General features: G+C 65.8%; 12 protein-coding genes. 1 reads left to right on the top strand and 11 read right to left on the bottom strand.

Features of this window, described 5'->3' with window-relative positions; all coding sequences use genetic code 11:
* Positions 1–52 precede the first annotated feature (52 nt).
* Positions 53–817, bottom strand: a complete 765-nt coding sequence (locus ABT392_RS05475; protein WP_464970927.1) for a DUF6250 domain-containing protein — start codon at positions 815–817, stop codon at positions 53–55.
* Here ABT392_RS05475 and ABT392_RS05470 point away from each other — a divergent pair.
* Positions 816–3,221 (top strand): penicillin acylase family protein, encoded by a 2,406-nt coding sequence (locus ABT392_RS05470; protein ID WP_395386388.1) that lies wholly within the window; start codon positions 816–818, stop codon positions 3,219–3,221. The two genes, ABT392_RS05475 and ABT392_RS05470, sit on opposite strands and share 2 nt — an antisense overlap.
* A gap of 9 nt (positions 3,222–3,230) precedes the next feature.
* On the opposite strand, the gene ABT392_RS05465 is transcribed toward ABT392_RS05470, so the two are convergent.
* The 10 genes from ABT392_RS05465 to ABT392_RS05420 form a co-directional block, all read right to left on the bottom strand.
* The gene (locus ABT392_RS05465; RefSeq protein ID WP_464970926.1) at positions 3,231–5,006 is read right to left on the bottom strand and encodes a DUF418 domain-containing protein; all 1,776 of its coding nucleotides are present in this window, start codon (positions 5,004–5,006) and stop codon (positions 3,231–3,233) included.
* 138 nt (positions 5,007–5,144) lie between these two features.
* Positions 5,145–6,011: a Rossmann-like and DUF2520 domain-containing protein gene (locus ABT392_RS05460; RefSeq protein WP_334277238.1), complete on the bottom strand. Its 867-nt coding sequence runs from the start codon at positions 6,009–6,011 to the stop codon at positions 5,145–5,147.
* Between the two features lie 11 nt (positions 6,012–6,022).
* Complete coding sequence (locus tag ABT392_RS05455) at positions 6,023–7,201, bottom strand: acyl-CoA dehydrogenase (protein ID WP_395386390.1); 1,179 nt, start codon at positions 7,199–7,201, stop codon at positions 6,023–6,025.
* A gap of 34 nt (positions 7,202–7,235) precedes the next feature.
* Positions 7,236–7,646 carry a RidA family protein gene (locus ABT392_RS05450; RefSeq protein WP_395386391.1) on the bottom strand — a complete coding sequence of 137 codons (411 nt, stop codon included), beginning with the start codon at positions 7,644–7,646 and terminating at the stop codon, positions 7,236–7,238.
* Positions 7,643–8,077 carry an acyl-CoA thioesterase gene (locus ABT392_RS05445; RefSeq protein ID WP_395386392.1) on the bottom strand — a complete coding sequence of 145 codons (435 nt, stop codon included), beginning with the start codon at positions 8,075–8,077 and terminating at the stop codon, positions 7,643–7,645. The genes ABT392_RS05450 and ABT392_RS05445 overlap by 4 nt, the downstream gene beginning before the upstream one ends.
* 1 nt (position 8,078) lies before the next feature.
* Positions 8,079–8,789, bottom strand: coding sequence for an ABC transporter ATP-binding protein (locus ABT392_RS05440; protein ID WP_334277242.1), 711 nt, complete (start codon positions 8,787–8,789; stop codon positions 8,079–8,081).
* Positions 8,786–9,535, bottom strand: a complete 750-nt coding sequence (locus ABT392_RS05435) for an ABC transporter ATP-binding protein (protein ID WP_395386393.1) — start codon at positions 9,533–9,535, stop codon at positions 8,786–8,788. The genes ABT392_RS05440 and ABT392_RS05435 overlap by 4 nt, the downstream gene beginning before the upstream one ends.
* The gene (locus tag ABT392_RS05430) at positions 9,528–10,487 is read right to left on the bottom strand and encodes a branched-chain amino acid ABC transporter permease (RefSeq protein WP_395386394.1); all 960 of its coding nucleotides are present in this window, start codon (positions 10,485–10,487) and stop codon (positions 9,528–9,530) included. The genes ABT392_RS05435 and ABT392_RS05430 overlap by 8 nt, the downstream gene beginning before the upstream one ends.
* Positions 10,484–11,407, bottom strand: coding sequence for a branched-chain amino acid ABC transporter permease (locus tag ABT392_RS05425; protein ID WP_334277245.1), 924 nt, complete (start codon positions 11,405–11,407; stop codon positions 10,484–10,486). Before ABT392_RS05425 ends, ABT392_RS05430 begins: the two co-directional genes overlap by 4 nt.
* Entirely contained in the window at positions 11,408–12,619 is a 1,212-nt protein-coding gene (locus tag ABT392_RS05420; protein WP_395386395.1) for an ABC transporter substrate-binding protein, read from the bottom strand.
* Positions 12,620–12,621: the final 2 nt, after the last annotated feature.

Raw genomic sequence — 12,621 nt, 5'->3', positions numbered from 1 at the left:
ACCCGAGGTGGGCAGGCCGACTCAGCCAGACGTGGACTGGATCACGCCCCCATCAGTCGAGCTGCCAGATCCGCAGGGCCCTCACCGACTGGCGCGACCAGGTGCTGCGCAGGCCAAAATAGCCTGAGCGCAAAGGCGCGGGATCGTCAAACGCAAAGAACTCGACACCATCGACGCTGAATGTCGTGCGGCCGTCCTTCACCAGCACCTGGAGCAGATATTCGCGATTGGGCTGCAGCAGATGCGGCGCATCGCTGTACTCCTGCAGCAGCTTGCGCTCGCCGCCGCCGTATCTGCGAAAGCGCGTGCTGGTGTTGTGGTTGCCGCCCATGCCCACGTAGTAGAGGCTCAGGTCGTCATAGGCCTCGAAAACGCCGTTGCGGGTAAAGAGGTGCGGCCTGTGCGGGTCGCTGGCCATCCAGAACAGATTCAGATCGCTGAGCCGGTCGTTGACGCCGCCCGCCACCAGCACCTCGCGCCGGAACTCGATCAGCAGATTGCCTTGCAGCCGCCGGTTGAGCCAGACCGTCACGCCGCCGCGGGTATCGAGCATCAGGCGGCCGTCCTTCACAGTCACACTGGAATTGGGCCCGGGCGCGATCTCGGTGACCCAGACCGCCGGGTCGAGTGGGGCGTTGAAATCGTCCGCAAAGATCAGACGGCCACGGGAAAGTGCTGCGGTATCGGCAGCACCGGCGGCAGCAGCAAGCAGCAGCAACAAGGCAAGGGAAATGAGGCGTTTCATCGACAGCATCCAGATTCGACCCAGCCTACACGAGCGCCAGGGCCGCTTTGAATCAGAATGCTGAGCAATCATGAGCCAGCCGACCCTGCCCCGTCCGCTCCAGCATCTGCTGGCCCTTTCACTCGCCACCAGCATGGCGTCGCTGGCGCAGGCCGAGCCCATCAAGGTGCCAGGTCTTGCCGCGCCGGCGCAGATCCAGATCGACCGCTGGGGCGTGCCGCACCTCTATGCGGCCAGCGCGGACGACCTCTTCTTCGTCCAGGGCTTCAACGCCGCGCGGGACCGGCTTTTCCAGATCGACCTCTGGCGGCGCCGCGGCCTGGGCAAGCTCGCGTCGATCTTCGGCCCCAACTTCATCGAGCAGGACCGGGCCGCAAGGCTCTTCCTCTATCGCGGCGACATGGCCCGCGAATGGCGCAGCTATGGCTCGGATGCGCAGCGCATTGCCACGCGCTTTGCGGCCGGCATCAATGCGTATATCGAGCTGGCAGGCAAGGACCCGTCACTGCTGCCTTTCGAATTCCGCCACTTCGGCTATGCACCGGAGAAATGGCAGCCGGAGGACGTGGTGCGCATCCGCAGCCATGGCCTGACGCGCAACCTGAGCTCCGAGTTCTCGCGTGCCACCATGGCCTGCTACAGCGACCTGAAGCACGACCCGGTGCGCGCCCATTTGTCGCCCCCCTGGGAAACGAAGCTGCCCGAAGGTCTCGACCCCTGCCTGCCGGTCGAGCTGATGCGCACCTACAACCTCGCCACGCAGGGCGTGCTGATCAGCGGGCGCGATGACCGGCGCAGTGCGCTTGAAGTGGACGACACCCAGCTGGCCGGCGATGAACGCGCCCGCCCGGCCGAAGGCAGCAATGCCTGGGCGATTGCACCCAGCCGATCGAGCACGGGCCGCCCGATCCTGGCCAGCGACCCGCACCGGGCCCATGCCGCGCCTTCGCTGCGCTACATCGTCCATCTGAACGCGCCGGGGCTGAACGTGATCGGTGGCGGCGAACCTGCGCTGCCGGGCATCTCCATCGGCCACAACGGCAGCATCGCCTTTGGCCTGACCATCTTCGGCACCGACCAGGAAGACCTCTACGTCTACGAGACCAACCCTGCCAAGCCGAACGAATACCGCTACCGCGGCGCCTGGGAGCCCTTGAAGCGCATCACCGAGACGATCCAGGTGCGCGGTGGCGCGCCGGTGAACGTCGAATTGCTGTTCACCCGCCACGGGCCGCTGCTCTATGCAGACAAGGCCAAGCACCGCGCCTATGCCTTGCGCTCGGCCTGGTCGGAGCCCGGCATGGCGCCCTACTTTGGCAGCATCGACTACATGAAGGCCGGCAATTTCGAGGATTTCAAACGCGCCATGGCCAAGTGGGGCGCACCGAGCGAGAACCAGATCTATGCCGACGCCGGCGGCAACATCGGCTGGGTGGCCGGCGGGCTGGCGCCGATCCGCCCGAACTGGGACGGGCTAATGCCCGTGCCTGGCGACGGCCGCTATGAATGGAAGGGTTTCTGGGCTGGCCGGGAGATGCCTTCGCGCTACAACCCCGAGGCCGGCTGGCTGGCTTCGGCCAATGAGCAGAACCTGCCCGCAGGCTACCCGTACAAGGAGCGCAAGCTCGGCTTCGAATGGGCAGCAACGCCGCGCTCGCAACGCCTGGCCGAGGTTCTGAAGTCGCAGCCCAAGATGGGCGTCGAAGAGACGCTGCGGCTGCAGACCGATCTCTTGTCCATTGCGGCCCGCCGCTTGCAGGCCGTGGTGAAAAACGCCAGCCTGCAGAACGCGCAGGCCAAGGAAGCAGCGCGCCTGCTGCTCGATTGGGACGCGGTGGAGAACGGCAGTTCTGCGGCGGCGGCGCTGTATGAGCTCTGGTTCACGCGCCACCTCGGTCCAGCCCTGAAAGACGCGCTGCTGCCCGCTTCAGCCGCTCAATTGCTGCGCACGGCTGATGCCGAGCTGCTGTTCGAAACCATGGAGCAACCCGAACCGGCCTTGGGTGCCACAGGCAAGGCCCGGCGCGACGAGATCATCGACAAGAGCCTCGCTGCGGCCTGGGCTGAAATGCAGCGCCTGGGCGGCACAGACAGCGCAAGCTGGCGCTGGGACAAGTTGCACCAGATCCTGTTCGCCCATCCACTGGCCAATGCCACCGATGGCGCCAACAAGCAGCGGCTGAACGTCGGCCCCTTCCCGAAGCACGGCGGCGGCCACACGGTCAATGTCTCGAGCTATGACCCGGCCAATTTCCGTCAGATCGGTGGCGCCTCGTTCCGCGTCGTCATCGACGTGGGCGACTGGGACAACTCGCGGGCGATGAACACGCCGGGACAGTCGGGCGACCCGGCCAGCCCGCACTACCGCGACCTGGCCCCGTTGTGGCTCAAGGGCGAGTACTTCCCGCTGCTTTACACCAAGGCAAAGGTCGATGCAGCAACCGAACGCCGCATCGACCTCGTGCCCCTCAAGTAGCGATGGCGCTCAGGCCGCGCTGGCGGCTGACGGTGTCGAGCCACTGCCGATGCGCAGCGGCGGCACCTGGCGGTAGGTGAAGCCGCGCCACAGCCATTCCATAGGGCCGTAACGGAACTTGCTCAGCCACCAGTGGCTGAACACGATCTGGCCGGCATAGACGGCCACGACAAACAGCACCTGCACGCTGCGCGACATGCCCCAGTGCCCCAGGCCATAGCCATAGAAGTACAGGGTACAGATCAGGGACTGGAGCAGGTAGTTGGTCAGCGCCATGCGACCCGGCGCAGCCAGCCACTTCACGGTGCCGCCAAAGGTCTTGCTGTGCAGCATCAGCACCACCATGCCCACATAGCCCAGGCAGGCAGGCAGATTGCCCAGCATGCGCAATCCATGCGCAATGCCCCAGCCGTCGTACTGGTTGCCCGGCGTGTGCGACATCGCGATGAAACAGGTCGACAGGCCCAGGCCGATGCCCACGGGCAGGCCCCACAGGGCCATCTTGCGGAACAGCGGCAAGTGGCGTTCGGTGTTCTCCATCACGCCGGAGCGCACGAACCAGCTGCCCAGCAGGAACATGCCCACCAGCAGGATGGCGAAGCCTGCATCACCGGCTGCCTTCTCAGGAAACAGGCCGGCGCGGCGCTCGACGATGTCGGCATAGCTGCCGCTGCTGAACAGCTTGGTTTCGCTGACGCGCTTCTCGGCGCCTTCCTTCAGTCGTTTCTCTTTCTCGGCCTTGGCCTCGGCCGCCTTTTCCGCCTTGGTCTTGGGTTTGGCAGGGGCTGAAGCAGCCTTGGCCATCGAGGCCGCGGCCTGGACCGGCGATGCTGCCGGGGTGGACAGCGCCACGGCCGAGGCGGGTTCCGCGGCCGTCACGGCGGGCTTGAGCTCGCTGCCCGGAGGCGCCACGGTCGGGTCGGGCGAGAAATGCTGGACCAGCGGACCCAGGGTCATGGCGAGACCGGCAAACACGTAGATGGCCACCGCCATGCGCAGGCTGCGCTTTTCGGCCGGCTCGTAATACTTCCAGGACATCCAGCCCGTGAAGAACAGCAACGGGCCAAAGACCGACATCGGCAGGCGGGGCTCAGTCGGCCCGTCGGGCAGCAACCAGAACACGACGGCGCCGATCGAAATCAGTGAGCCGATCAAGAGGAGCAGGAAGCTGAACAGCGGAATCCCGAAGACCTTCTTGGGCGAGCGCAGATAAATCGCCAACAGGCCGATCAGCAGCAGGCCGGTCATCACGGCGAACATCGCGTTGGCAAGAAAGCCCAGTGCGCAGGCCAGCAGCGCGCCGATCAGGATGGGCCACGTACGGCCGTAGAGCACGATCATCAGGCCCAGGGCGCCGACGGCATAGCTGAAGAGGATGTCGCCTTCCCAGAGGAAGATGTAGTGCAAGGCACCGAACACGCCGAGCGCCAGGATGCGCCGCAGATAGACCTTCTTGAACTCGCGGCCGGCCTTCTCGGCGCGCACCAGCATCACCGCGAAGCCCATGCCGAACAGCAGGGAGAAGATGGTCCAGAACTTGCCAGCCACAAAGTAGTTGACGAACCAGTTGGCCAGCCAGTCAAGGCCGGTGGCATCCCGCGGAATGCCGTCATTGAAGGCTGCGAACGGCCGGTTGAACCATTCGATATTCATCAGAAAGATGCCTATCAGTGCAAAGCCACGGACCACATCCAGGGCCTCGATACGCTGGTTCTCGGCCAGCGGCGCGAACGGCGCCGGACTGGGGGGGCTTGCTGGCGCTTGATTTGTGCGCGCATCATCCATGGCAAAAGCTCCTGTGTTGGCTACTGCACGGTGCAGGTGGCCGGGTTGGCCACCGTCAGGTTTTGGCGAAAGGCGCATCCTCGCAGGCTGGGGCGGCCAGCGACATCCCTCATGCGATAAAGCGACAAAACCAGCGGATCAGCTGCGCAGCAGCTGATCCATCTGCTGCAAGGCGGCCTCGCCCAAGCGACCAGCCTCGCGTGCCAGCGCCAATTGGCGCAGCGAAAACTCACGATACATCTGGCCATGGGCGCCGCCCAGCGCGTCCAGCGCCTCCAAGTGGGCGGCGACCACGCCCACATCACCGCGCGAGATCGGGCCGGCCTGGGCGCCAGCCAGGCCACGGCGCTCGGCGGCCTCCAGCGTCGCGCGAGCCAGAGGCAGGAGCGCCTGCAGCGTCTGTTCAGGCGTGAAGCCCAGGGCCTCGCCCCAGATCTGGCGCGCCTCGTCCAGCATCGAAAGGAGAAAGCTGGCCGAGTAGCTGGCAGCGCCGTGGTAGGCGGCACGCTGGCCGGCCTTGAGCTCGAGCGGCTTGAGGCCCAGGCGTCGCGCAAATTCTTGAAGCCGGGCCAGCAAGGCTGGAGCCTCGGCCTCGATGCCGACACTGCAACCGGCCAGGCGCTGCAAGGCCAGCTCGGGGTCGGAGAAGATCTGCAAGGGGTGGAAGCCACCGACAGCGGCGCCGGCGGCGCGGGCCGAAGCCAGCGCAGTCAATTCCGTCGCGCCGCTGCAATGAACCACGGACTGGCCTTGGCGCCAGGGCAAGGCCGCGCATTGCGGCGCAATCGCGTCGTCGGGCACGCAGAGAAAAACCAGGTCGGCTGCTCGCACGGCCTGCTCTGCACCCAAGGCCTCGCAAGCCTTCAAGCGCGCAGCCAGGGCTTGCGCGACCTCGGCCCGGCGATTGGCCACCGCCGCAACGGCAAGCCCGGATGCATCGAAGGCCCGCGCCAGCGTTGAGCCCAGGCGACCGCAGCCGATGATGGCGATGCGGCCGGTGTCCATCAGCGCGAAGCTCAGAAGGCCGCGATGCCGGTCTGTGCGCGGCCGAGGATCAGCGCATGGATGTCATGCGTGCCCTCGTAGGTATTGACCACTTCCAGGTTCACCAGGTGGCGGGCAATGCCGAATTCATCGGAGATGCCGTTGCCGCCCAGCATGTCGCGCGCGGTGCGGGCAATCTCCAGGCTCTTGCCGCAGCTGTTGCGCTTCATGATGGAGGTGATCTCGACCGCAGCCGTGCCCTCGTCCTTCATGCGCCCGAGGCGCAGGCAGCCCTGCAGGCCCAGTGTGATCTCGGTCTGCATGTCGGCCAACTTCTTCTGCACCAGCTGGTTGGCAGCCAGGGGCTTGCCGAACTGCTTGCGATCCAGCACGTACTGGCGAGCGGTGTGCCAGCAGTCTTCCGCCGCCCCGAGCGCGCCCCAGGCGATGCCATAGCGCGCGCTGTTCAGGCAGGTGAACGGGCCCTTCAGCCCGCGCACCTCCGGGAAGGCGTTCTCTTCCGGGCAAAAGACCTCGTCCATGACGATCTCGCCCGTGATCGAGGCGCGCAGGCCGACCTTGCCGTGAATGGCCGGCGCGGTCAGGCCCTTCCAGCCCTTCTCCAGCACGAAGCCGCGGATGGCGCCTTCGTCGTCCTTGGCCCAGACCACGAACACATCGGCCACCGGGCTGTTGGTGATCCACATCTTGGCGCCGGAGAGGCTGTAGCCGCCCGCCACCTTCCTGGCGCGCGTGACCATGGAGCCGGGGTCGGAACCATGGTTGGGTTCGGTCAGACCGAAGCAGCCGATCCATTCGCCGGTGGCCAGCTTGGGCAGGTATTTCTGCCTGGTGGCCTCGTTGCCGAACTCGAAGATCGGCACCATGACCAGCGAGCTCTGCACACTCATCATCGAGCGGTAGCCCGAATCCACGCGCTCGACTTCGCGGGCCACCAGGCCGTAGCTCACATAGTTGAGACCGGGGCCGCCGTACTCGGCCGGGATGGTGGGGCCGAGCAGGCCCAGCGCGCCCATCTCGCGGAAGATTTCCAGGTCGGTGCGCTCATGGCGGAAGGCCTCCAGCACGCGCGGCGCCAGGCGTTCCTGGCAATAGGCGGCAGCGGCGTCGCGCACCATGCGCTCGTCGTCGCTCAGTTGCTCATTCAGGAGCAGCGGGTCGTCCCAGTGAAAGGATGCTTTGTTGGCCATGTCGGTCTCGAGTGGATAGGGTGTATCGGCTTGATTATTGCGGCAAGACAGCGGTGACCTCGATCTCGACCTTGGCCCGGTCTTCGATCAGGCCCGCCACCTGCACAGCCGTCATCGCAATGCCGTATTCGCGGCCCAGCACCTCGCGGTACACGGTGCCGATCTCGCGGCCACGCGCCAGGTACTCGCGCTTGTCGAGCAGGTACCAGGTCATGCGCACGATGTGTTCCGGATTGGCGCCGGCCTCGGCCAGCAGCGCCTTGATGTTCCACAAGGCTTGGCGAACTTGCGCCACGAAATCGTCGCTCTCGAACTGGCATTGGCCGTTCCAGCCGATCTGGCCGGCCACGAAGATCTGGCGCCCAGTGGCAGCCACGCCGTTGGCATAGCCGCGCGGCTCGGCCCAATCGGCGGGTTGAAGAATCTGTCTGCTGATGGTGCTCATGATGGGTTCACTCCTTGCGCCTCTTGGGCTGTCGTCAGCGCGGCGCGCAGGTCGGCGGGAAATTCCTGGGGACGGTGCGTCTGCAGCGAGGTGCAGACCAGCACCTGGTCGAAGGCGACGCGCAGACCGTCGCTGCCTGCAAACTCGACATGCAGCGTCAGCGAGGTGCGCCCAAGCCTCGTAATGGCGACTCGCTGCACAAGCTCATCGCCCATGCGGCTGATTCGCTTGAAATCGGTGTTCAGACTTGCCGTAGGCAAGCCCACGCGGCGCGGGCCCAGCAGCTCGGCGTAGGAAATGCCCAGGCCCTCGCTGATCCAGTCTTCGACCAGCGCATTGAGCATCTCGAAATAGCGCGGATAGAAAACGATGCCGGCCGGATCGCAATGGCCGAAACGCACCCGCTCGCGTCGCTCGTAGATGGCATTCATTTCATACACCCAGGTAGCGCTGCCATAGGCCATGATCGGCGGCCAGTTCCTCGGTCTCGCCCGCCCAGGCCACCCGGCCGCGCTCGAGGATGGTGTGGCGGTCCGCCAGCTCGCAGAGCTGCCTCACGTATTTGTCGACCACCAGGATGGTCTGGCCGGTATCACGCAAGCGATGCAGGCAGCGCCAGATCTCTTCGCGCACCAGCGGCGCCAGGCCTTCGGTGGCTTCGTCGAGTATCAGCAGCCTGGGGTTGGTCATCAGCGCGCGGGCGATGGCCAGCATCTGCTGCTCGCCGCCGGAGAGCTCGTTGCCCATGTTGGCGCCGCGCTCCTGCAGGCGCGGGAACAGCGCGTGGATCCGGTCCAGCGTCCACGGCTCCCTGGCCTCGCAGCGGTTGGCGGCAAAGGCCAGCAATTGCTCACGCACGCTCAGGTTCGGAAAAATCTGCCGCCCTTCCGGTACCACGGCCAGCCCCAGGCGGGCAATGCGGTCGGCGCTCCAGCCAGCGATGTCATGGCCCGCGAAGCGGATGCTGCCGCCGCGCGGCGCAAGCCAGCCAACCAGGCAGCGCAGCAGCGTGCTCTTGCCCATGCCGTTGCGACCCAGCAGCGTGGCGACCTGGCCGGCTTCCACCTTCAGATCGACGCCGAACAGCACCTGGCTGTCGCCATAGGCCGCTTGCAGGCCGGTGACTTCCAGCAGTGCCGTCATGAGCTCACCTCGTCACCCAGATAGGCCTTGCGCACTTCGGGATGCTCGCGGATTTCGTCCGGCGTGCCGGTCGCGATCACGCGGCCGGCCACCAGGGTGGAGATGCGATCGGCCAGGCGGAACACGGCATCCATGTCGTGCTCGACCAGCAGGAGCGTGGTCTTTCCTTTCAGCGTCAGGAGCAGCTCCACCATCTGGCGGCCTTCGTCGGGGCCCATGCCGGCCATCGGTTCATCGAGCAGCAACAGACGCGGCCTGGTGGCCAGAGCCAAGGCCAGTTCCAGCTGGCGCTGCTCGCCATGAGCCAGCGCACCCGCGGTGGCTCTTGCCTGCGCAATCAAGCCAACTTGGGACAGCAGATGTTCGGCTTCGTCACGCAAGGCCGCATCGCGCTGCACCGAGCCGAACCAGCTCGGCGCGCGGCGCGCCTGCAAGGCGAGCCGAAGGTTGTCGAGCACCGACAGCTTCTTGAAGATGCTGGTGATCTGGTACGAACGCGCCAGACCGGCGTTCACATGGGCTGCCATGTCAGCGCGGGTCAGGTCTTGCCCGGCGAACAGAACGCAGCCGGCATCGGGCTTCAAGGCGCCGCTGAGCTGGTGGATCAGCGTCGTCTTGCCGGCGCCATTCGGCCCGATCAGCGCATGGACCTCGCCGTCGTGCACGTCGAAGCTGGCCGAGTCCGTTGCCACCAGCGCACCAAAGCGCTTGACCAGGCCTTCGACCTTCAGCAAGGCCTCAGTCATGGCTTCGCCTCTTCCACAGCCCGGCCACACCGCGAGGCGCGAACAGCACGACGAACAGGAGCAGCAGCCCCAGCGCCATCTGCCAGTGGATGGTGTAAGTCGATAGCAGCTCTTCCAGCAGCAAGAGCAGGGCCGCACCCAAGGCGCCGCCCCACAAGGCGCCAGCCCCGCCGATGATGACCATCACCATCAACTGGCCCGATTGCGACCAGTGCAGCATCTGCGGCGTGACCAGGCCGCTCAGGTTGGCAAGCAGCGCGCCCGCCAGGCCGGCCAGCGCGCCGGCCAGGACGAAGGCCTGCCATTGCACGCGGCGCACTGGCGCTCCGAGCGCGTTCATTCGCGTCTCGTTCTCGCGGCTGCCTTGCAGCAGCCAACCGAAGGGGCTGTTCAGCAGCCGCTGAAGGCCGGCCAGCACCAGCGCGGAGAGTGCCAAGGCGACCCAATAGAGCTGCGCGTCGTCTTTCAGGTCCAAGCCCATGCCCATCTGCGAGCGCTGCGGCAGCGGCAAACCGTCGTCACCGCCATAGGCCTTCAGCGACACCATCAGGAAATAGAACATCTGGGCAAAGGCCAGCGTGATCATGATGAAGTAGACGCCGCGCGTGCGCAGGCTGACCCAGCCGATCAGCGCTGCCGCCAGGCCCGACACGACGCAAGCCACTGGCCAGGCGACCCAAGCCGAGCTGACACCCGCATCGGCCAGGATGCCCACCGTGTAGGCGCCCAGGCCCACAAAGGCGGCGTGGCCGAAACTGACCAGGCCGCCAAAGCCCAGGATCAGATTGAGGCTGGAAGCGGCGATCGCGAAGATCAGCACGCGGGTCGCCACCACCGTGTAGAACTCGAGGCCGAAGGCGGCCAGCACCGGCGGCAACGCCGCGAACACGGCCAGCACGAGCCAGCTCCAAGGGCCGAGGCCTCGGTGATGCAAGGAGGTAGGAACGGTCATCCGCTGCGTGCCGGAAAGAGGCCTTGCGGCTTCCAGAACAATACCCCTGCCATCAGGACATAGATCAGGATCGAAGCCAGTGCCGGGCCGACGTTGGAAGCCACCTCGGGGCTGGCCAGCAGGCGCAAGGCGGCCGGCAAGAGCGTGCGGCTGGCCGTGTCCACCAGCCCCACCAGCAGCGAGCCCACCAGAGCCCCGCGGATCGAGCCGATGCCGCCGATCACGATCACCACGAAGGCCAGGATCAGGATGCTCTCCCCCATGCCCACCTGTACCGCCAAGAGCGGGCCCAGGAGCGAGCCGGCCAGCGCGCAGAGCGCCGCGCCAATGCCGAACACCAGCGTGAACAGCTTGCGCGTGTCCACACCCAAAGCCATGGCCATCGGTCGGTTCGACGCACCCGCCCTCACCCACATGCCCACGCGGGTGCGCGTCACACCGAGCCACAGCAGCAAGGCCACAGCCAGCCCCACACCGATGATCAGGAGCCGGTAGCTCGGATACATCAGCCCCGGCAACAACTCCACCGGGCCGGACAAGGCCGCGGGCGTGTTGAGCATCAGGGGCTGTTCGCCCCAGATCATGCGCACACCTTCGTTCATGATCAGGATCAGCGCGAAGGTCGCCAGCACCTGCGAGAGATGGTCCCGCTCATAGAGCCGACGCAAGAGGCTCCACTCCAGCGCCATGCCCAGCAACGCGGTGCCGGCCATGGCAACCACCACGGCCAGCACGAAGCTGCCACTCGCGCCCACCACGGCCGCCGCCAGGTAGGCGCCGACCATGTAGAGCGAGCCGTGCGCCAGGTTGATCATGTCCATGATGCCGAAGACCAGCGTCAGGCCGGCCGCCAGCAGGAACAGCATCAGCCCGAACTGCAGGCCGTTGAGCAACTGCTCGGTGACGAGGATCCAGTCCAATCAAAGCGCCTTCATCTTGCAGCTCGAGGCATATGCATCTGCGTGCTGCGAGAAGATCTTGTAGAGCGTACGGTTCGTCACCTTGCCGGCATTGGTCTTGGTGATCACGCGCAGGTAATAGTCCTGGATCGGGTACTGGTTGTTGTTGAATCGGAAGTCGCCCCGCACCGAGGCGAAGTGCGCAGCCTTCAGGGCTTTCAGAAGCGCGGGCCGGTCCTCGACCTTGCCCTTCACGTCCTTCACCGCGCCGTCCATCAGGCGGGCCGCGTCATAGCCCTGGCTGGCATAGAGCGAAGGCATGCGGCCGTACTCGGCCTGGAAGTCCGCGACGAACTTCTTGTTGGCTGCGTTCTCCATGTCGTGGGCCCAGTGCGAGCTGTTGAACATGCCCAGCATCGGTTCGCCAACGGCGCGGATCACGTCTTCATCGGCCGAGAAGCCGGGGCCGAACAGGGTGATGTCCTTGGAGAGGCCGGCGCCGACGAACTGCTTGATGAAGGCGCTGCCCATGCCGCCGGGCAGGAAGATGTACATCGCATCAGGCTTGGCGGCGCGGGCTTGCGCCAGCTCGGCCGCATAGTCCAGTTGGCCGAGCTTGGTATAGATCTCGTCGGCAACAACAGCGCCCGGGCCCTTGTAGAAGCGCTTGAAGCCAGTGATCGCGTCCTTGCCTGCCGGGTAGTTGGGCGCCAGCACCACAACCTTCTTGTAGCCCTTCTCCAGCATCGTCTTGCCCACGGCCTCATGCAGGTTGTCGTTCTGCCAGGCCACGTTGAAGAAATACGGATTGCACTGCTCGCCCGCGTATTGCGAGGGGCCGGCATTGGCCGACACATAGGGCACCTTGGCATCGAACACCGAGGGGCCCACGGCCAGCATCACGTTGGAGAACACGATGCCGGTCATCAGGTCGACCTTGTCGCGCTTGAGCAGGCGCTCGGCGGTCTGCTTGGCAACCTCGGGGTTCTGCTGATCGTCGGCAGTCACCAGCTCGATGGGCACACCGCCGAGTTTGCCGCCGCTGTGCTTGACGCCCAGCAGGAAGCCGTCGCGGATGTCCACGCCGAGGCCGGCGCCCGCGCCCGAGAGCGTGGTCAGGAGACCGACCTTGACCTTGTCAGCCGCCAGGGCCGGGCCCGCAGCCAGCAGCGCCAGCGCAGCGCCGAGCAGGGTCGCATTCATCGCCTTGTTCTTCATCGTGGTCCTCTCCATGT

The sequence above is a fragment of the Paucibacter sp. JuS9 genome (assembly GCF_044043925.2).
In the GTDB taxonomy this organism is placed as follows: Bacteria; Pseudomonadota; Gammaproteobacteria; order Burkholderiales; family Burkholderiaceae_C; genus JAUASW01.
The sequence above is the reverse complement of the archived record's forward strand: the minus strand, read 5'-3'. Positions and strand labels throughout refer to the sequence as shown.

Coding starts and splice junctions, on each gene's coding strand:
- ABT392_RS05470 (WP_395386388.1), top strand. CDS start 816: ATGAGCCAGCCGACCCTGCCCCGTCCGCTCCAGCATCTGCTGGCCCTT.
- ABT392_RS05475 (WP_464970927.1), bottom strand. CDS start 817: ATGATTGCTCAGCATTCTGATTCAAAGCGGCCCTGGCGCTCGTGTAGG.
- ABT392_RS05455 (WP_395386390.1), bottom strand. CDS start 7,201: ATGGCCAACAAAGCATCCTTTCACTGGGACGACCCGCTGCTCCTGAAT.
- ABT392_RS05465 (WP_464970926.1), bottom strand. CDS start 5,006: ATGGATGATGCGCGCACAAATCAAGCGCCAGCAAGCCCCCCCAGTCCG.
- ABT392_RS05430 (WP_395386394.1), bottom strand. CDS start 10,487: ATGACCGTTCCTACCTCCTTGCATCACCGAGGCCTCGGCCCTTGGAGC.
- ABT392_RS05445 (WP_395386392.1), bottom strand. CDS start 8,077: ATGAATGCCATCTACGAGCGACGCGAGCGGGTGCGTTTCGGCCATTGC.
- ABT392_RS05440 (WP_334277242.1), bottom strand. CDS start 8,789: ATGACGGCACTGCTGGAAGTCACCGGCCTGCAAGCGGCCTATGGCGAC.
- ABT392_RS05460 (WP_334277238.1), bottom strand. CDS start 6,011: ATGGACACCGGCCGCATCGCCATCATCGGCTGCGGTCGCCTGGGCTCA.
- ABT392_RS05420 (WP_395386395.1), bottom strand. CDS start 12,619: ATGGAGAGGACCACGATGAAGAACAAGGCGATGAATGCGACCCTGCTC.
- ABT392_RS05435 (WP_395386393.1), bottom strand. CDS start 9,535: ATGACTGAGGCCTTGCTGAAGGTCGAAGGCCTGGTCAAGCGCTTTGGT.
- ABT392_RS05450 (WP_395386391.1), bottom strand. CDS start 7,646: ATGAGCACCATCAGCAGACAGATTCTTCAACCCGCCGATTGGGCCGAG.